At 41.9% G+C, this 20,283-nt stretch carries 18 protein-coding genes; 8 read left to right on the top strand and 10 right to left on the bottom strand.

Going from position 1 to position 20,283, the window contains the following annotated elements:
- Positions 1 to 114 precede the first annotated feature (114 nt).
- From ahpF to AC5YCD_RS01875, 4 genes are all read left to right on the top strand, one after another.
- Positions 115 to 1,680: an alkyl hydroperoxide reductase subunit F gene (gene ahpF / locus AC5YCD_RS01890; RefSeq protein WP_496128426.1), complete on the top strand. Its 1,566-nt coding sequence runs from the start codon at positions 115 to 117 to the stop codon at positions 1,678 to 1,680.
- Between the two features lie 145 nt (positions 1,681 to 1,825).
- On the top strand, positions 1,826 to 2,167 hold the full coding sequence (locus AC5YCD_RS01885) for a hypothetical protein (protein ID WP_496128425.1): 342 nt from the start codon (positions 1,826 to 1,828) through the stop codon (positions 2,165 to 2,167).
- Positions 2,168 to 2,361: 194 nt separating this feature from the next.
- Positions 2,362 to 3,573, top strand: coding sequence for a YeeE/YedE family protein (locus tag AC5YCD_RS01880; RefSeq protein WP_496128424.1), 1,212 nt, complete (start codon positions 2,362 to 2,364; stop codon positions 3,571 to 3,573).
- A 141-nt stretch (positions 3,574 to 3,714) separates the two neighbouring features.
- On the top strand, positions 3,715 to 4,767 hold the full coding sequence (locus AC5YCD_RS01875) for an NAD(P)H-dependent flavin oxidoreductase (RefSeq protein WP_496128423.1): 1,053 nt from the start codon (positions 3,715 to 3,717) through the stop codon (positions 4,765 to 4,767).
- Positions 4,768 to 4,967: 200 nt separating this feature from the next.
- Here AC5YCD_RS01875 and dusB read toward each other — a convergent pair whose 3' ends face one another.
- Positions 4,968 to 5,990, bottom strand: a complete 1,023-nt coding sequence (dusB, locus tag AC5YCD_RS01870) for a tRNA dihydrouridine synthase DusB (protein ID WP_496128422.1) — start codon at positions 5,988 to 5,990, stop codon at positions 4,968 to 4,970.
- A 74-nt stretch (positions 5,991 to 6,064) separates the two neighbouring features.
- Here dusB and AC5YCD_RS01865 point away from each other — a divergent pair, with 74 nt between their 5' ends.
- Positions 6,065 to 7,261, top strand: coding sequence for a DUF1615 family protein (locus AC5YCD_RS01865; RefSeq protein ID WP_496128421.1), 1,197 nt, complete (start codon positions 6,065 to 6,067; stop codon positions 7,259 to 7,261).
- Positions 7,228 to 7,869: an HAD-IB family phosphatase gene (locus AC5YCD_RS01860; RefSeq protein WP_496128420.1), complete on the top strand. Its 642-nt coding sequence runs from the start codon at positions 7,228 to 7,230 to the stop codon at positions 7,867 to 7,869. Before AC5YCD_RS01865 ends, AC5YCD_RS01860 begins: the two co-directional genes overlap by 34 nt.
- 45 nt (positions 7,870 to 7,914) lie before the next feature.
- On the opposite strand, the gene AC5YCD_RS01855 is transcribed toward AC5YCD_RS01860, so the two are convergent.
- Positions 7,915 to 9,009 (bottom strand): fatty acid desaturase family protein, encoded by a 1,095-nt coding sequence (locus AC5YCD_RS01855; protein WP_496128419.1) that lies wholly within the window; start codon positions 9,007 to 9,009, stop codon positions 7,915 to 7,917.
- Between the two features lie 15 nt (positions 9,010 to 9,024).
- The gene (locus tag AC5YCD_RS01850) at positions 9,025 to 10,089 is read right to left on the bottom strand and encodes a ferredoxin reductase (protein ID WP_496128418.1); all 1,065 of its coding nucleotides are present in this window, start codon (positions 10,087 to 10,089) and stop codon (positions 9,025 to 9,027) included.
- Positions 10,090 to 10,245: 156 nt separating this feature from the next.
- On the opposite strand from AC5YCD_RS01850, the gene fabR reads away from it, so the two are divergent.
- Positions 10,246 to 10,938, top strand: a complete 693-nt coding sequence (gene fabR, locus AC5YCD_RS01845) for an HTH-type transcriptional repressor FabR (protein ID WP_496128417.1) — start codon at positions 10,246 to 10,248, stop codon at positions 10,936 to 10,938.
- Positions 10,939 to 10,996: 58 nt separating this feature from the next.
- Here the strand turns inward: fabR and rapA are convergent, their stop codons facing one another.
- The 7 genes from rapA to AC5YCD_RS01810 form a co-directional block, all read right to left on the bottom strand.
- Positions 10,997 to 13,834: an RNA polymerase-associated protein RapA gene (rapA, locus tag AC5YCD_RS01840; protein WP_496128416.1), complete on the bottom strand. Its 2,838-nt coding sequence runs from the start codon at positions 13,832 to 13,834 to the stop codon at positions 10,997 to 10,999.
- A gap of 126 nt (positions 13,835 to 13,960) precedes the next feature.
- The gene (locus tag AC5YCD_RS01835; protein ID WP_496128415.1) at positions 13,961 to 14,605 is read right to left on the bottom strand and encodes an RluA family pseudouridine synthase; all 645 of its coding nucleotides are present in this window, start codon (positions 14,603 to 14,605) and stop codon (positions 13,961 to 13,963) included.
- 120 nt (positions 14,606 to 14,725) lie between these two features.
- Positions 14,726 to 15,427 (bottom strand): phosphopantetheine-binding protein, encoded by a 702-nt coding sequence (locus AC5YCD_RS01830; RefSeq protein WP_496128414.1) that lies wholly within the window; start codon positions 15,425 to 15,427, stop codon positions 14,726 to 14,728.
- A gap of 301 nt (positions 15,428 to 15,728) precedes the next feature.
- Entirely contained in the window at positions 15,729 to 16,148 is a 420-nt protein-coding gene (locus AC5YCD_RS01825; protein WP_496128413.1) for a GlcG/HbpS family heme-binding protein, read from the bottom strand.
- A 69-nt stretch (positions 16,149 to 16,217) separates the two neighbouring features.
- Entirely contained in the window at positions 16,218 to 17,525 is a 1,308-nt protein-coding gene (hemL, locus tag AC5YCD_RS01820) for a glutamate-1-semialdehyde 2,1-aminomutase (protein WP_496128412.1), read from the bottom strand.
- Between the two features lie 32 nt (positions 17,526 to 17,557).
- On the bottom strand, positions 17,558 to 18,178 hold the full coding sequence (gene thiE / locus AC5YCD_RS01815) for a thiamine phosphate synthase (protein WP_496128411.1): 621 nt from the start codon (positions 18,176 to 18,178) through the stop codon (positions 17,558 to 17,560).
- 83 nt (positions 18,179 to 18,261) lie between these two features.
- Positions 18,262 to 18,618: an Mpo1-like protein gene (locus AC5YCD_RS01810; RefSeq protein ID WP_496128410.1), complete on the bottom strand. Its 357-nt coding sequence runs from the start codon at positions 18,616 to 18,618 to the stop codon at positions 18,262 to 18,264.
- A 134-nt stretch (positions 18,619 to 18,752) separates the two neighbouring features.
- Between AC5YCD_RS01810 and AC5YCD_RS01805 the strand changes: the two genes are divergently transcribed.
- Positions 18,753 to 20,210, top strand: a complete 1,458-nt coding sequence (locus AC5YCD_RS01805) for a CYTH domain-containing protein (RefSeq protein ID WP_496128409.1) — start codon at positions 18,753 to 18,755, stop codon at positions 20,208 to 20,210.
- Positions 20,211 to 20,283: the final 73 nt, after the last annotated feature.

Genomic DNA, 20,283 nt, shown 5'->3' with positions numbered 1-20,283 from the left:
TTTTAAATCTATTTTTCCGATCATATTTATAAAAACTAACCGTTTTATCTATTTATAGATCTATTTTATGATTGTTTCATCAAATAAATATTTACTCCTTTGGAGACGTTAGCAATGTTAGATCAAAATACTCAAGCGCAATTAAAAGCTTTATTAGAACGCCTTGAAGGCCCAATCGAATTGGTTGCAGCCCTAGATGATTCAGATAAATCAGCCAAAATCAAAGAATTGGTTGAAGAAGTTGCGGCATTATCCAACTTGGTGACTGCACGTTTTGATGGTCAAAACAAACGTGTCCCAAGCTTTGGTATTGCCAAAGCAGGTGAAGCGCCGCGGGTATTCTTTGCCGGCCTTCCAATGGGCCATGAGTTCACCTCGTTGATTCTAGCGTTGCTACAAACCTCTGGTTATGCACCTAAAGTGTCTGATGAAGTTTTAGCTTCAATTAAGGACTTAGGCGTACAATCTGACTTTGATGTGTTTGTATCTTTAAGCTGCCATAACTGCCCTGACGTGGTTCAAGCATTAAACCTGATTGCTATTTATAACCCAGGCACAACAGCCACCATGATTGATGGTGCATTCTTCCAAGACGAAGTAGAAGAACGCAAAATCATGGCGGTACCGATGGTATTCCAAGACAACCAACACATTGGTCAAGGTCGTATGACTTTGGAAGAGATTGTTGCAAAATTAGATACCAACTCTGCGGCTAAAGATGCTGAAAAGTTAAATGCTAAAGATGCTTTTGATGTCTTGGTGATTGGTGGCGGCCCTGCGGGCAATACCTCTGCGATCTATGCTGCACGTAAAGGGATTAAAACCGGTATCGTGGCGGAGCGCATGGGTGGTCAGGTCATGGATACCATGGACATCGAAAACTACACTTCGATTCAAAAAACCCAAGGTCCAAAGTTTGCAGCAGAAATGGAAGCACACGTTCGTGAATACGGCGTGGACATCATGAACTTGCAACGTGTAGCTAACATTAAAGGTGCTGACGAGACTGCCAACGGTTTAGTTGAAGTAACACTTGAAAACGGTGCCAAACTTGAATCGAAAACTGTCATCTTATCTACAGGTGCACGTTGGAGAGAAATGAATGTACCGGGTGAGCAAGAATACAAAACCCGTGGTGTGGCCTACTGCCCACACTGTGACGGCCCGCTCTTTAAAGGCAAACGTGTTGCGGTGATTGGTGGTGGTAACTCAGGTGTAGAAGCCGCGATTGACTTAGCAGGTATTGTTGAGCATGTAACGCTTGTTGAGTTTGATACCAAACTGCGTGCTGACCAAGTGCTTCAAGATAAATTGAACAGTTTGCCAAACACAACTGTGATCAAAAATGCCTTGTCTACCGAAGTGGTGGGTGATGGTTCACAAGTAACTGCACTAAAATACAAAGACCGTGCCACTGATGTTGAACACACTGTTGAGCTTGCAGGGATCTTTGTACAAATTGGTTTGTTACCAAACACGGATTTCTTAAAAGAAACGGCTGTAGAACTTTCAAACCGTGGTGAAATTGTGATTAACGAACGCAATGAAACCAATGTCAAAGGTGTATTTGCAGCAGGTGACTGTACCACAGTGCCTTACAAGCAAATCATCATTGCCACAGGTGAAGGCGCTAAAGCATCGCTGTCTGCGTTTGATTATATTATCCGTTCTGGACAATAATTCACCTTAAACTGTATAAGGTCGAGTGTGCAAACACTCGGCCTTTTTTACATTTGTTCAACAATTCATCATCTTTATTTTTATAGTTTTTCAGCATATATTGCCTGTGGGCCGTTGTCGGACAGATAATTAAAAGGAATATAGAATGAATAAATTACTCGTTGCATTAGGTTTAGCTGCTACTGTTGCTTTAGTCGGTTGTAGCAAAGAAAAAGCGCCAGAAACAGGTGCAACTACAGGTCAACATCTAGAAAATGCAGCTGATCAAGCCGCACATGATGTAAAAGATGCGAGCCAAAATGCAGCGAATGCCACTGCAACTGCGGTTGATAATGCCGCTGAGTCAACTGAACGTGCTGCACAAAATGCAGCGGCCAATGCAGAAGCTGCGGCACATAATGCTAAAGAAGCAGCGAAGGATGCCACTGCTGCCACTGCCGCAGCCGTTGAGCAAGGTGCTGCCAATGTAAAAGAAAAAGCACAGTAATAACCACTTATGCTTCAAAAACGCCTCTGTTGAGGCGTTTTTTGATGCTGAATAAGAGTTATATATAAATTTAACTTATATATTAAATTAGTTATTCTCAACAACATTAAAGACACTATCACTCTATATATAATATTTAATTATAAGATTGCATTACAATGCAGCGCTATTGTTCGCTGTTGTTTGTATATTTCATGTCTATTGTTGCAGCTCCAGCCAATCGTTCGAATATTTCGATTTGGGTGGCGAGTATTTTCTTAGTGCTAGGGACCTTAGGTGCCTATCAATTTGTAGGCTTAAACCAAGCCCTACTATTTTTAATTGGCGGCGCCTTAGGGATGACGCTTTATCATGCTTCATTTGGTTTTACCTCAAGCTGGCGTGTCTTTATTAAACAAGGCCGTGGCCGTGGTTTGCGTGCGCAAATGATTATGCTGACCGTAGCGGTATTATTGTTCTTCCCAGCCTTAGGTGCAGGCGAGCTATTTGGTAATCCCGTTAAAGGCAACGTCAACCCTGTGTCTATGTCGGTGATGATTGGTGCCTTTATCTTTGGTATTGGTATGCAATTGGGCGGCGGCTGTGCCTCGGGGACCTTGTATACCGTTGGCGGTGGTAGCTCACGTATGCTAGTGACCTTGGTATTTTTCTGTTTTGGTTCGTTAATTGCGACCAGCCATCTCGAGTGGTGGTTTGCTCTACCAAGTTTAGGACCAATGTCTATGGTCACCAGTCTTGGGGTGATGCCTGCATTATTGCTGAACTTTGTGCTGTTTGCCTTAATTGCTTTGGCGACCGTATGGGTAGAGAAAAAACGCCATGGCAGTTTAGAAATTGAACCACAAAGCCAACATCAAGGATTTAAACGCTTCTTACAAGGGCCTTGGCCTTTGATTTGGGGCGGTTTAATTTTAACTGTGCTTAACTTTGCCACATTAGCCTTAGCAGGTCGTCCATGGGGCGTGACCTCTGCCTTGGCGGTTTGGGGTGCTAAAGCTGCCATGCTGGTAGGTGTGGATGTAAGCGTATGGGATTACTGGCAACAACCAAGCAATGCCAAAGCCTTAGCCAATTCATTATGGTTTGACATCACCTCCATGATGAACTTTGGCATTATGCTGGGTGCTTTGTTGGCAGCAAGTCTTGCGGGTAAATTTGCACCTAATTTTAATATTCCAGCACGTTCCTTAATTGCCGCAATTGTGGGCGGTATTTTATTGGGCTATGGTGCACGTTTGGCATACGGCTGTAATATTGGTGCTTATTTTAGTGGTATTGCTTCAGGCAGTTTACACGGTTGGTTATGGCTGATCTTTGCCTTTATTGGTAATGGTGTAGGTGTCAAACTACGCCCAATCTTCTTTCCAGATGAAAAACCACAACCTGAAAAATTAACAGGTTGCTAAGTAAAAAGCCCATTTCGATGGGCTTTTTTTATGGTGCTGACTTTAGTATTTAAAGCGGTGATGTTGGTTATTTTGTCTGTCATATGCGTTGCTTAATGCAGGCAAACTTGGCAAAGTAAGCCTGAAGACAGGAGCTTTGATATGCCTTTACAACAATTATTACAGTTACAACATCCCATATTTCTGGCCCCCATGGCAGGCGTGACTACCCCACAATTGGCAGCGGAAGTTTCCAATGCGGGTGGTTTAGGTGCCTTAGGTTTAGGTGCAAATACCCCAGCACAAGCATTACAGCAAATTTTAGCTACCCAAGCACTCACCGACCGTCCCTTTCAAGTCAATTTCTTTTGTCATCAAACTCAAGCACTCGACGCTGCACAGGCACAAGCATGGCGTGACTATATGGCGCCTTTTTTTCAAAAATATCAGGTACACCCCCCGCAACAACTCAGTTGTATTTATCCAAGCTTTTTAGACAATGATGATTATTTAAAAGTGGTCTTAGAAACGCACCCTCAAGCAGTGAGTTTTCATTTTGGTATTCCACATGCACACCAAATTCAGGCCTTAAAAGCCGCTGGCATTGTGACGATGGTATCTGCCACCAATTTAATCGAAGCCCAAGCTATTGAAGCGGCAGGGATTGATGTGATTATTGCCCAAGGCATTGAAGCTGGTGGACATCGTGGTATTTTCAACCAACATCTCGACAGCGCCATTACCACCAAAGATTTGGTGCAACTATTAACCGCACATTGCAGCCTACCCATTGTCGCGGCGGGTGGCATTATGAATGGGCAACATGCAGCAAAAATGTTAAATCTAGGTGCCAGTGCAGTGCAAATGGGCACGGCTTTTATTCAATGTAAAAGCTCAAATGCTAATGCAGCCTATCGGGCAGCTTTATTTAAACAACCTGTTACACAAATCACCAGCAGCATTTCAGGACGTCCTGCTCGCGGTTTAATTAATCATTGGCATACTCAAATCGATCATCCACAACGACCAAACGTCGCCCCTTACCCCTATGCCTATGATTTAGCAAAACAATTAAATAGTATTGCGGCTGAGCATGATCAGCATGATTTTGCTGCCTTTTGGGCAGGCACACGTGTGGCACAAATTCGAGCTTTAGAACCCGCCGATTTAATTAATCTTGTTGTACTCGAAATGAAGCTACCTCACACATTTTAGTTTAATATCAGCTCGCTTATTTTTTGGGGAAAAATTGTGGGCTATGTATTAGTTTTTTTAGTAGTGGTTGGATTTGGTGCGGATGTCTTGCAAAATAAGTCGCAAAAACAACCTGTAGCGCCAGTAGAGACTGTAGCAACACCTTAACGCAGTACATTAAAAAACCGCCTTTCAAGGGCGGTTTTTTTGCTTTTAAATCGTTAAGGTTGCAGTAAATCTACAGCTTCCACTTGTACATCACTCATGATTTCACCATGGGCAAGCAACTGATTAAAGTAGTCTTCGACCACTTTAAATTGATCGGTTGTACTTTCAACCTTATACATATTTTGCCGAAATTCATTACCTGAACGTAAACCTTTGGTATACCAAGCAATATGTTTACGGGAAATACGACAACCTGAATATTCACCATAAAATTCGTACAATTCGCTTAAATGACCTAGCAAGACCTGTTGCACTTCTGCAATAGAAGGTGCAGCCAAGTGCTCACCTGTTGCTAAATAATGAGCAATTTCACGAAAAATCCACGGTCGGCCTTGTGCAGCACGTCCAATCATCACCGCATCAGCACCAGTATAATCCAACACATATTTGGCTTTTTCTGGGCTATCGATGTCGCCATTGGCAATGACTGGAATACTCAGCATGCTTTTAACATCTTTAATCAGACTATAACGTGCTGTATTTAAATACATATCTTCACGAGTACGCCCATGTAAAGCCAAAGCCGCAATGCCTGCTTCTTCAGCACGTTTGGCTACACGCATAATATTTTCTTGACCATTTAAATAGCCAAGGCGGGTTTTTAAGGTTACAGGAACATCCACTGCCGCCACCACCGCATCTAAAATACGCGCGACTAAATCTTCATCTTGCAATAAAGCCGAACCTGCCAGCTTATTACAGACTTTTTTAGCTGGGCAGCCCATATTAATGTCAACAATTTGCGCGCCATTGGCCACTTGATAACGTGCAGCTTCTGCTAAATCCTGCGGGTCAGAACCGGCAATTTGCGCAGAGATCGGTGCTAATTCACCATCAAAATTGGCACGATATAAGCTTTTCTTGCTCATACGCAAGGTCTTGTCTGAGGTCATCATTTCACTGACCGCATGCCCTGCGCCAAAATATTTACATAAGGTACGGAAAGGTCGATCCGTCACCCCTGCCATCGGTGCAACGATCAAATTATTTGACAGTTGATAAGGACCAATATACATATATATTCTTAACTTTTACGATATTGTGAGTATACTGCATCTACCTTTTGAGCTCACCTGTTTACTGCGTGTTTATGGTTATGAAAAACGCTTATCTCCCTCTTGTTATAACAACCCTTAGTTTGAGTTTAACTGCCTGCGGTGATAGCGCTTGGTGGAATAATCAAGATGAGCCAACTTTAAATACTGAACAAATTCAAAAGCTCATCCCAAACCGAGTCAATCAACGCGACACTTGGGCAAAAGACATTTATGATATTACTGAGCAATTTGGCATTCCTCAAACCAAAGATAATGTGTGTAGTATTATTGCAGTGGTGGATCAAGAATCTAACTTTGTGGCTGATCCACAAGTCGCAGGTTTAGGGGTGAAAGCAGTCAAGGAAGTTGAAGATCGTTTAGAAGAAAAGTTTACTGAAAAATTAGGTGAAAAGATTGGCGGTACAGTGGCAGGTTACTTCCAAGATGTGCTACGTAACCAACCTACCCCTGACAATAATTATTTAAGCCAAATGCGTAAAGTCAAAACTGAGCGTGAATTAGATGAATTATATCGTGAAATTTTTGACTATATGTCCAAGCATTACCATGTCAGTGCCTTAACCGGCGCCGCAAAATTGGTGGGTCAAGATATTGGCGAAAAAATGAATCCCATTACCACCTTAGGTTCTATGCAAGTGCATATTAGTTATGCCAAAGAGCATAAACGCCAAGGGGGCAATATGGCAGAGTTACGCACTGACCTGTATAGCCAATATGGCGGCTTATATTATGGTATTCACCGGTTGATGATGTATCCAACCGACTATGACCGTGCCATTTATCGCTTTGCCGACTATAACTCGGGCATGTATTCAAGTCGTAATGCCGCCTTTCAGAAAATGTTAAATAGCGTGGCCGAGATTGATCTTGATTTAGATGGCGACTTACTGCTTTACAGCAAAGATGGTTCTGAGCGCCCCCAAAAAAGTCAGTCTGAGACCGCTTTAATTAATCTATTTGCTGTGGAAAAAGTACTGATCACACCACGCCAAATTCGTTCTGACTTAAAGAAAGAAAAAGACAAGAAATTTGAAGACACAGCAACTTATAAGGAAATCACACGTTTGTATCAGGAAAAAACTGGTAAAGACCCAATGTATGCGGTGATGCCAGAAGTCGTGATTTCAGGGCCTAAACTGAGCCGTGATTATAATACCAATTGGTTTGCGAGCCGCGTAAATGGACGCTATGAAACATGTATGCAACGTGCCAAACGTATCAAAATTTAGCCCTGTTTGATTTTGATGGCACCTTATGCTGCCAAGACAGTTTTACCGGCTTTATTTTTTACGCCTTAAAAAAACGCCATATTGTGCGGCAAGGGATTAAAATTTTACCTAAAATTCAAGCTTATTATTTACAGTGTTACCCTGCCGATCAAATGCGGCAAACATTGTTTTATCATATGTTTAAAGATCAAGATGCGGCCTTTCTCCAGAAAATTGCCACTGAATACGCTGAGCAATTGATCAAACATTTAGATAGTCAAATGTTAATTCGTTTAAAAGCCCATCAGGCGCAGGGTGATCGCGTGGCGTTGGTTTCTGCTTCTTTGGATCTCTACCTAAAGCCCCTCTGTGATTATTTAGATATTGATTTAATCTGCACCCAACCACAGATTGTACAAGGCAAATTTACTGGGCATTATCAAACCCCTGATTGTAGCGGGGAACAAAAAAGCCTGCGCGTACAAGCAACTTATGATTTAACTCAGTTTGCGAATATTTATGCCTATGGCAATAGTCATGAAGACGAAGCTTTGCTGGCGCTTGCCGACTACCCGTTTATGCTTGGACGAGATCTAGATTTACCACCTTTAGGGTTAAAATCAGCATAAAAAACCACCCAATTGGGTGGTTTTTACTCGCAAGTCATAGCAAGCTTATTTTTTAAATGGGAACGCGTATTTCACAATACGTTTTAACACGCTGCCATATTGTTTCACTAAACTAGCATTGTTGTAGTTTAAGCCATATTTTTCACATACTGCTTCTACTTTTGGTGCCATTTGGCGATAACGACGTGCCGGTACATCAGGGAACAAATGATGTTCAATCTGATGACTTAAGTGACCTGTTAAAATATGGAACGCTTCTGAACCAGTGAGGTTTGATGAACCACGAATTTGGCGCATATACCAATGACCACGGCTTTCATTTTGCATCACACTTTTTGGGAACACTTCTACATCTTTGGTAAAGTGACCACAGAAAATAATACTAAATGTCCAAACGTTACGAATACCATTGGCCACCATATTTCCTGTCAGGACAGGCAATGCCGCTGGACCTGCAATCACTGGGAAGAAGACATAATCTTTAAACAATTGTTTAGAGATTTTCTTTTGCAGCGGACGCCATTCTTCTTTAAGTTGTTGTTTGCTCTTGCGTCCCATCCAGACTTTACCAATTTCTAAGTTCTGAATTGCCACGCCCCATTGGAACAAAGTACAAAATGGGATGCTATATAAAGGCTGTAATAAATGTCCTGGCTTCCACCGTTGTTCTGGAAACAAACGTACTAAACCATAACCAATATCATCATCCATCCCTTTAATATTGGTATAGGTATGGTGTTTATAGTTATGGGTTTGACGCCAGTTATCTGCGGTACCTACAATATCCCATTCATAAGTCTGACCATTGAACTTTGGATCATTCATCCAGTCGTATTGACCATGCATGACGTTATGACCCAGCTCCATGTTCTCTAGAATCTTGGCTACACCTAATAAGCCTGTGCCTAACACCCAAGCTGGTGGGAACCAACCTGCAAATAAGCAGGCACGTCCTGCAATTGAAGTATAACGAATGGTTGAGTAAACTTTACGGATGTATTTGGCATCTTTTTCACCAATATCATCCAACACTTCTTGTTTAATGGCATCGAGTTCACGCGCCAAGTTGTCCAATTCCGCCTGAGTTAATTCGCGGTTTTTCGGATTTTTAAAATATTCGATTTTAACGGGCATATTCATAATTTTTAGGCTCCATTACAGATCAATAATTAGATCCGACTGCGCGGAATTAACACAAATTTTTAATAAATTGCCAGGTTCGGCATTTTGACCACCATTGACAATATTTTTGGTGCTGCCTTCAACCTTGTTACATGCGCATTTATTACAAATACCCATGCGACAACCATGCTTTGGCTTAATATTTTGTTGCTCAAGACTCACTAAAATTGACTGACCTTTAGGAATCGTCACAACTTTATTCGATTGAGTGAGTGTCACATTAACAAAACCTGTTTCAGCGCTTGACTCAGTGCTCATACTAAATGCTTCAGTATGAATGGTATGCGCCTCTGCAAACATCTGTTGTGCTTGTTTGGCAAAACCAGATGGCCCACAGGCATACACAATGGCATGTTGAATCTCGCCAAGCGATGCTAAATGCTGTGTATTTAAGCGTTCAGCTTGTGGCGCCTCTTGGGTACATAACAGTTCAAAATTAAAGTTGACGTATTGCTGTGCCCACGTTTGAAATTGCTCAACAAAGGCCGCATCAGCTTGGGTTTTGACCCAATACAAGAGCGTTACCTTCTGATCGGTCATTTGCTGGGTATGTACTAAGCTTTGCACTAAGCTGTACATTGGCGTGATGCCACTGCCTGCTGCTAATAACACCAAAGGTGCAGTGCTTTTAGGCAAAGTCATTTCACCAAAAGGTTGACCTAACTCTAAAATATCGCCCACTTTTGCGTGTTGGGTTAACCATGTGCTGACCTTACCACCAGCGACTTTTTTTACCGTGAGCAGGACATGTCGATCATCAATTTTCGTTAGGCTATAGCTGCGTTCATAACGCACCCCATTGACCACCACAAACACAGGATGATGTTGACCTGCTTGACCCATATTAAAGTGTTTATTGACTTGTAATGTGAAACTTAAAGTATCTTGTGCTGTTTGATCTTTATGAACAATTTTACCCAAGGCCTGCTCTACCGACCAAAGTGGGTTAATTTTTTGTAGCCAAAAATCGGCATCACGTGGCTCTAACACCGCATTCAATAACAGATTAAGAGGAGATTTTTTTACTGTTGTATGCATATTGATGCACCAAAACCGACGAAACTTTAATTATTATACACATGTATATATATTTGTATATATATTAGATCAGATTTTATCCAATCGATAAACAAATCACAATCCAGCAGTAAAACTCGCTATAATGCAAAAGATGTCTTTATATTCCTCATTCTTATGAACCCGTCTTTGATTCATGCCAGTACCGATGTGCACACTGCTGAACCGCTGTCTACACAGCCGGTGATTACGCGTTCAGCAGGACGTAAAGCCACCATTACCAAAGAAGAATTATTCCAAGCAGCACTCAATTTAATTGGCCCAACCAAAAGCATTGCTGCTTTAAGTTTACGTGAAGTAGCACGTGAGGCAGGTATTGCGCCCAATAGCTTTTACCGTCATTTTAAAGATATTGATGAACTCGCAATTGAATTGATTGAACGTTCTGGGATTGTATTACGGCAAATTTTGCATCAAGCGCGTTTAAAAGCCTCTAGACAAAGCAGTATTATCCGTACTTCAGTTGAAGTGTTTATTGAACAGCTCGATGCCGATGAAGGCAACTTAAGCTTATTATTACGTGAAGGTTATACAGGTTCTAAATCTTATAAAGAAGCGGTAGAACGTCAGTTAAATTTTTTCCAACAAGAACTGCAAGAAGACCTGATTGTGTTAGAAAAAATTAACCGCAGTAAAATTGCGCATCCTGATTTAGTGGCCAAAGCCATTACCCAGTTGGTGTTTAATATGGGCGCTAAAGTGATTGATATGCCAAGTGAAGAACGTAAAGTGGTGGCTGAGCAAACCATGATTATGTTACGCATGATTTTAGAAGGCGCACGCCATTTAGATGAAGCCAAAATTCGTTAATATGTGCTTTATTAGGTAATAAAAAAAGCAGCTCGAAAGCTGCTTTTTTTGATGCTCGTTATGGTTTAACTACCACCATGACTTGAATCGCTTCAGGTGTTACGCCTAGGCCATCGAGTAAACTTAAACCTTCTTTTTGCAATTTTTGTAGACGTGTAATTTCATCTTCACGAATACTTGGGTTAAATTGTTTCAGGTAAGTTAAACGATCAATTTCGTATTGCCATTTACCACCATACACTTCTTTCGCTTGTTGCTTAAATTGAGGTAAAGCTGCTTTGGCTAGTTCTAAAGCTTGAGCATAACGTGCTTCAATCACATCACGACGGGCTTTCACCACTTGGCGGCAACTGTTGCTATCTAAATGATGTAAGTATGGCTTTAACACTTCAGGTGCAACCTTTTGTGATAAATCCTGACCTTTTTCACTTAATAATACACGTACCAATTGTTGCGGTAAGCTGGCTGGCAAGTTCAAGGCTTTTGGTGCCACCACATCGACTTTAAACCATACTTCGACCAATACAGAACCTTGTGGCAGTGCCGCTGATTTTAAAATCGCAACATTGGTACTCCCAAAGCCTTGTGTATTGATCATCTCCATCACGCTTTCGGTAAATGGATGCTCTAAAGTTAAATACTGTGCATCTTCGCGAATTTGGGCTTGATCACGGTAGAAGGTCGCGGTCATGCCTTCTTCATCAAGGGTTAAACCTTGCACTTGCATTTGATCAGTTGGCTTGATGATCACCGTACCATTACTTTGCTCATCAAAATCAATGTTGGTTGAGGCCATAAAGCGCTTCATAAACATTGGCAAGGTGGTGTTATCATCATAGTCTTCAAGTGCGTTCACAATCTCTTGCGCCACCATTGGACGGCATGAGTTGTACTCAAGCAAACGGTCACGACCGGCTTGTAATTCACGCTCTAAGGCTTCACGCTGTACAGACACTTCCTCAAGCAAATCTTCAAAACGCTGACCTTGATCACTCAATAAGCAATCTTTTAAGTCCACAATAAAGTTTTCTTGTAGGGTTTGCGCCGTTGGTGAAATATTACTAAAGATATTTAAACCTTCGTTATACCAACGGAACATGCGCTCTTGTGCAGTCCCCATCAGGTATGGCACATGAATTTGAATACGATTTTCTTGACCAATACGGTCTAAACGACCAATACGCTGTTCTAACACATCTGGGTTAGCAGGCAAGTCAAATAAAATTAAGTCAGAGGCAAACTGGAAGTTACGCCCTTCTGAACCAATTTCTGAACAGAGTAAAATTTGTGCACCATATGAGTCTTCCGCGAAATAAGCCGCAGCTTGGTCACGTTCTAATAAACTCATGCCCTCATGGAACATGGCTGTACGAATACCAGCATGTAAACGTAATACGTTTTCTAAAGCTTCAACCACAGGGCCACTACGGGCAATTAAAAGCACTTTTTTGTGTTTTAAATCGACACGAAGTTTTTCCATCAGCCACATGACGCGTGGATCATGTTCCATCCAAGCACCGTCAAGCTGTGCTTCTTCTGGCCACATTTGTTCACGTAATTTACCATCTTTTGACCAGTTTTCCGGTGCAATCAGTGGCGCAGGCTGACAATCACGACCTGGGAAACCTTGAATCGCTTCACGCGTATTACGGAATAAAATACGCCCTGTACCATGACGGTCGAGTAATTCATGAATCGCACGGAAACGTTGCTCAGGCTGATCTTCAATACGATGACCGAGTAAAGCTTCAAGTGCGCTTAAATGCTGCTCTTCAAGCGGCAAATCCGACATCAACACTTCAGCAATTTTAGCGGTATGTTGATATTGTTCTTCTTCATCTAAGAAGCGATCAAGCGAGCTAAAGCGCTGTGGATCAAGTAAGCGTAAACGGGCAAAGTGACTTTCGACACCCAATTGTTCAGGGGTTGCTGTTAATAGTAAAACGCCAGCGGTTTGCTGTGCTAGTTCTTCAACAAGATCGTAACGGTCGTTACCACCTTCGTCTTCACTCCACATTAAGTGATGCGCTTCATCCACCACCAATAAGTCAAAACCTGCTTCTAAGGCTTGTTCACGCAAATCATCATGGTCAATCATCAGATCGACAGAGGCAATAATGCGTTGTTCAGTTAAAAACGGGTTTTGTTCTGGGTCGTGTTCTTTGATCGATGCCGTGCGGGTTAAGTCAAACAGCGAGAACTCAAGATTAAAACGACGACGCATTTCAATCATCCACTGATATTGCAGTGAATCAGGCACCAAAATCAAAATACGTTCAGAGCGACCGGTTTTGAGTTGTTGATGGATAATTAAACCAGCTTCAATGGTCTTACCTAAACCCACTTCATCGGCCAGTAACACACGCGGTGCAAAACGCTGACCAACTTCGTGTGCAATATACAATTGATGTGGAATTAAACCGACACGTGAGCCGACTAAACCACGTAAACGGCTGCTTTGCATATTGGCTTGCATCAGCATCGCTTCAATACGTAAGTCATACCATTCTTTATAGTCAATTTGGCTGGCCAAAAGACGCTCTAAGGGTTTAGACAGCTGAATAGTCGCGCCAATACGGGTTTCGTTTAACGATTTACGTTCATCTGTACCATCTTCTAATGTACGAATCACGTTGTAACGCAATACGCCACCACGATCTTCAAACGACTCAACTCGCCATGTGATGCCTTCTTGGTCATGCAGTTCATCACCCGCATTAAACACAATACGAGATAAAGGCGCATTACTACGTGCGTAGACACGGGTTTCATCGCTCTTTGGGAATAAAATGCTGACCGATCGCTCATCTACATCAATAAGAACACCTAGACCGAGTTCTGTTTCTGTGTCTGACAACCAACGTTGACCAATAGCAAACTGCTGCAATTTTTCCACCTTTATCTGTAAAATTATGACGGCGCTCAACACTTTATTGGAGCAGAAAACGCCATCTTATCGCAATATATTGTGACATAAAGCCCACCAAAAAGTGAGCTTTGTTGAGGTTATTTGTTTGGGTGTTTAAAACGGGACTGGGCAATCAAATGCCACAGGTTTATCACGAAATGGATGCATAAAACTTAAATGTGCCGCATGTAAACATAAACGCGGCATTAAGCATTGTTGTTCTGGGCTGGCATATAAAGTATCACCGACTATCGGGTGTCCTAAATATTGCATATGCACACGAAGTTGATGCGAACGACCCGTAATCGGTTTAAGTTTAACGCGTGTGACTGGCTGGCCTTGAATCTCAAAATGCTCTAGCGCCTGCCAATGGGTTAAGGCTGGTTTGTCATGTTCAGGCGCAGCAATATGCAGTGGCGGACGACTTGGATCATAAATCACTGGCACATACACAATGCCTTCGCCTTGTAGCGTACCTGCCACCAAGGCTTGATAGACTTTTTCGGTTTGGCGTTCTTGGAACTGACGTGCAATGGATTTTTGCCCCATTTTATTTAAGGCAAAGACTAAAATGCCTGAAGTATCCCGATCTAAACGGTGAATCAGTAAGGTATTTGGTTCAATGACTAATAAGCGATTGATTAAGCAATCTTGTAAATCCTCGGTTTTACCGGGAACCGTGAGTAGGCCTGCGGGTTTATGAATGACCATAAAATCCCGATCACGATGAATCAGGTGTTCAGTTAGAAAATTACTCAAGATTCCAATCCAAGCTGATCACAAAAATAAGGCGGCAATGATAAAAAGCTTAAGGCATAATTACAATGCAGAATTACATAATTGCTGGGCTTTTTTTCGCTTTTCAGCGAAAAAGCAGCATTAACGCGAATTTAACAAAAACTGCATTAATGCTTGTACGCTGTTATGCTCGTAAAAATCCTCATAAACAATCTCAGCACCATTGGCACGCCATAAACCAATCAAGCTCACAATGGCCACAGAATCTAAACCATAAGCACGTAGATCTTGTGTGGGATCAATTTCTAAAGCTTCTAAGTCAAGCTGTTCCGCAATGGCCAATAAAATTCCTTTGGGTGACAAAATCTGTTCACTTGGCGCACTTAATGACCATAAGCGTTTTAAGCTATAGCTATTGATATGCTGAAAACCTTGTGCAGTTAAACTATCTAACCCTTGAATATGTTGTTCTTGGTTGCCCAATAAAATCGCATCTTCAATCAGGCAAATTTGCTCGGTCACGCTATATAAATGCGGCAGAATTTGTTTCAGCATTGGGGTAATTTGTCCCGCAATCATTAACTGCGGATAGTGTGACAATAACTCACCTAAACGTTGCATGCCTTGAGTTAAATCATCACCATAAATATCGACTATAGGAATATCTAAAGCTTTGGCCTTTTTGACTAAAGCCCTGAGGTTTAGCAATAACTCATGCTGTTGATTGTCTTGCTGACGTAAATCATGTAAACCCACCAACAATAAAACCGCTTTTGTCGAATCAATAGCCCATTTGGCGTGAGAAGGACGCAATTGGATTTTTTTGGGCATGGGGTACAACATCAATTTTCTCAGCAAACAAAAACGCCATTATAGCAAGCTTGAGCTAAAAAGATTTTTAAATGACTGGACAAGTTAGTTTAAACCAATAAAAAGGCCCGACGTCCTGTCGGGCCTTTTGTGGGTATGGGGTTACTTGAGGTATAACTCCTGTCGTACCTAACTTTCCATGTGTTGTAGAACTTATCATTGTTGTTTTTGGTTCTGGAAACTTCCTGTTCCCTATGGGTTTAAGATAATAAAAATCTAAGCTCAGATATATAGGCAATTATCGCTTTATTTTGTACGCTCAGGCTTACAATACTTAAGCACCTTGTTGGCCTAAAAACTGCTGAATTGCATGCTGGGCAATTTGTGCATCTTCATAAGATTTAACTCCAGAAACACCCATCGCACCCACCAATTGACCTTGATAGATAATCGGCTCACCACCTTCTAACATGCCTGAAAAGCTCTGCATGGTTAAAAAGCCCATTTGCCCCGCTTTAATGATATCTTCAAATAATTTTGATGGACGACGACTCATCGCGGAGCATTTGGCTTTTTCTAGACATAAGTTGGCCGTCATAGGTGATGCGCCATCCATACGCTTCATGGCAAGTACACTGCCCGTTTCATCCACCACCGCAATACTGACATTAAAATTATGCTGTTGAGCATATTGATAGGCTTGTTCTAATAAAAATTCGGCATCTGTGAGAGTTAAATAATGTTTAGTTTGCATAAGCTTTCTCAGCATAAAAATGTATAAAAAAGCCCGTTGATACAACGGGCCTTTGACAATAGTAAAAAGTTAAGCTGACGCTTTCATGGCAGCAAAGGTTTCACGTGCGGCTTGAATGGTAAATTCAATATCTTCATCCGAATGCGCGCTTGAGAAAAAGCCTGCTTCAAAAGCTGAAGGAGCTAAGTTTACACCGCGTTCTAACATGCCATGGAAGAATTGACGGAATGCCGCCACATCACATTTCAGCATTGAATCAAAGCTGGTGATGTCATCTTGATCAGTAAAGTACAGACCAAACATACCGCCTACTTGTTGCGTTTTAAAGGCAATACCGGCTTCATCAGCAGCAGCTTGTAAACCTACCAGTAACTTAGCCAGTTTGGCCGTTAAGTTTTCATAAAAACCCTCGGCACGTAAATGTTTAAACATTTCAATACCCGCACGCATTGCCAATGGATTACCTGACAATGTGCCTGCTTGATAGACAGAACCGAGTGGTGCGATACATTCCATCACTTCGCGTTTACCACCAAAAGCACCCACAGGTAAGCCAGCACCAATGATTTTACCTAAAGTGGTAAGATCAGGTTTTACGCCATAATGCGCCTGTGCACCGCCTAAGCCAACGCGGAAGCCAGTCATCACCTCATCAATAATAAAGACCGAGCCATGCTCGTCACACACTTCACGAATCGCTTGTAAGAAACCTTGAATTGGTGCGACCAAATTCATGTTACCTGCGACAGGTTCCACAATCACACCGGCAATTTCAGAACCAAATTTAGCAAAACATTCTTTTAAAGTTTCAATGTCGTTATACGGCAGAGTTAAAGTATGTTTGGCAAAATCGGCTGGTACGCCTGCTGATGTCGCCTCGCCTTCACCTTTAGTTAAAAGGCCTGAACCTGCTTTAACCAGTAATGAATCTGAATGACCGTGGTAGCAGCCTTCGAATTTAACGATTTTGTCACGCCCTGTATAACCACGCGCTAAGCGAATCGCGGTCATGGTCGCTTCTGTACCTGAGTTGGTCATACGTACCAATTCAATCGATGGCATGATTTCACAGATAATATCGGCCAATGTGGTTTCATGTACGGTTGGAGCACCAAAGCTTAAACCATCAACCGCAGCCGTTTGTACAGCTCGAATAATATCAGGATGGGCATGACCTAAAATCATTGGCCCCCAAGAACCCACATAGTCGACATAACGTTTACCGTCGACATCAAATAAATAAGCACCTTGGGCTTTTTCAATAAATACAGGTGTCCCACCAACGCCATTAAAAGCGCGTACAGGTGAGTTCACCCCACCTGGAATATGTTTGCTGGCTTGTTTAAATAATTGTTCTTGCTTTGCAGATAAACGCATGTTGTATTCTCAAATAAAAATTAAATAAAAATTTAAGCTTGGTCGGCAAATAGTTCTGACCAATCATAGACACGTTGGCCAACCACAGACATCGAGCGACCCAATACATCACTCACCACAGCACACAGATCAGCACCCGCAGCAATGACTTCTTTTGAATTTTCAACAGTTAAACCACCAATCGCACAAATCGGCACATTCAACTCAGCTTTGGCTTGTTTTAAGGTGTCTAGACCAATATTGCCCGCTTCTGGTTTAGTGTCTGTGGCAAAAATCGCACCAAATGCCACGTAATTCGCGCCATCTGCGACAGCTTGTTTGGCAAGTTCTAGCGAGTTATTGCAACTACGCCCAATAAGGACGTTTTTAGGTAAACGTGCCACTGCTTCTACAATCGAACCATCATCTTGACCCAAATGTACGCCTACACCGTAATGCACCGCTGCTTCTAAATCATCATTAATCACAAAGGGTACTTTGTATTGGGCACATAAATGTTTCATGTACTCAATTTCATAAGCTTGCTGGTCTTTTGGCACTTTTTTGCGACGATATTGCAATACAGCCACTTCATAAGTTGCCATTGCGCCTTCTAACTTAGCAAGCAATAGCTCAATTGGATCATCATTGGTAATTAAATATAAACCGCGCATGTGCCAAATACTCTAAATTTAAACAATGCCGCATTATGGCACTGTTCTGTTATAAGCAAAAGATCGTGGCTGAAGTGGTGGCTTTATTCGCAGTTAATTTTATCTAAACTCTGATTTTTTAGACTAATCTTGCCGCGTAGCACATCGGCCAACATGCGCCAATCCGAGATAAAACTGTATACAGGCTGTTTAAAACTGGCAGGACGATTACGTTCATATTTAAAATGTCCAAGCCATGCACAGGCATAGCCTGCGGCAATACCATACAATATATAACGTGGCTTTGCTTGGATGATGGCTGCCGTTACACTCACCAAAGCTAAACTACTGCCTAAAACATGTAAACGACGGCTGCTGATATTGCGATGCTCGCTTAAATAAAAACGATAAAACTGCTGATAATTTTGAATGGGCAACTGCGCTTGTAGCAAAGCGTTCATGTTTAAATCCTTTTGTTATTGTATATCGTGCTATCTAACATGCGATAAGCTGTGCTCAAAAGCAACACAGCCGACCTGTTCTTGATCTGCTTTTTGGTTACAATGAGGCATCCATTTTTATAAAAGTGATTGATATGCTTGAAGTCGAACTTAAATTTCAGATTCCTGAGGGGCGTCGTACTGCGTTAATGAAAGCCTTAGATCCGAAAAAATCTGAACAGCTTCAACTTCAAGCCAAGTATTACGACACTCAAGATAAAAAATTAGCTCAAGCACGCGCTGCGATTCGGCAGCGTTTAGAAGGCGACAGATGGGTACAAACCTTTAAAGCCAGCCGCAGTCATTTGGCCCGTTTTGAACATAATCATGATTTAGGCATATTAGAGCACTCGCCAGCATTGGATTTAAGTATTTACCGTGCTGTGCCCGAAGCCGAACAATTACTGAAAGACGCCTTAGCGGATAATCTTGATCAATTGCAACTGATCTTTGAAACCGATATTGAGCGTACTTTACGCGTCATGCCCTATGGCGAGAGTCACATTGAAGTCAGTCTAGATATTGGTGAAATTCGTGCTCAAGGGCGCATCATGCCCATTCATGAGGTCGAATTTGAATTAAAAGCGGGCTCAGTACAAGATTTATTGACTTTTAGTTTTGAATGGGTAAAAAAATATCAACTTTGGCTCGATGTACGCAGTAAAGCTGAATTTGGCAATTTGTTAGCAGACGACCTACAAGTGAGCCCGGCTCAGCTGGGTAAAGCCCTGCAATTTTCTAAAAAAGAAACTGCCGATCGTAATGTACGTCAATTAATTTCCCAACAAATGCAGCACTTATTGCCCAATATTGCTGCTATGTCAGCAGGTGTTGCCAATGCTGAACATATTCAGCAAGCCCATCAAGCGTTGCATCAATTACATTTAAGCGTGTTATTGTTTAAAGATTGGAGTGCCGATATCTCTGACAAATGGGCGCATCAATTAGCTGCATTTAAAGGTCAATTTGAACAGCTGAAGCATTTACAACATATGCAAAGCACCTTAGAACAATTGCTGCAAAGTCCCACGACGAGTGCCAGTCTCGCACAAGACTTGCTCTATGCAACGGAAAAGCTCAATAACTTAGTTCGCTCAACGCAAAATGTGCATCACTTCTTAGAGTTGCTGACCTTTAGTTTAGGACATGCCGAGCCAAACTCTTTATTTGATTTAAAAACCACCGCGCAGCACACCTTACAGCAACACTACAAACAATTGGCTGATGCCTTACATCAGGCAAGCCCTGAAAACTTAAACTCCATTGATGTGCTTATTACAGCCTTGCAGCAACTTAAGTTTAGCTTTCCCTTACTCACGCAAATTTATGATGTGAAGAATTTGCAAAAATATGCCAAAGCGTTGAATGATGCCGACATTGCTGCTGAGGAATATCATTTACTTCATTTAGCCAGTCAATATTTACAAGACACTGAACTGGCCGCCAGTGACTGGTTTGCTTTAGGTTGGCTCACGGCTAAACAAGAAGTGTATGCTGAACGCGTGCTAGAGGTGACAGGGCAATTTTTACTCAGTCGTAAATTTTTAAAATAAGACCACTTTTGCTTACATGCAGTGGCTCAATTTTTGTATATAGTGATACATATACTAAAAAAGAGCCGCTAAA

This window comes from Acinetobacter sp. CY05, assembly GCF_059515805.1.
This window is presented reverse-complemented; position numbering and strand designations above follow the sequence as displayed.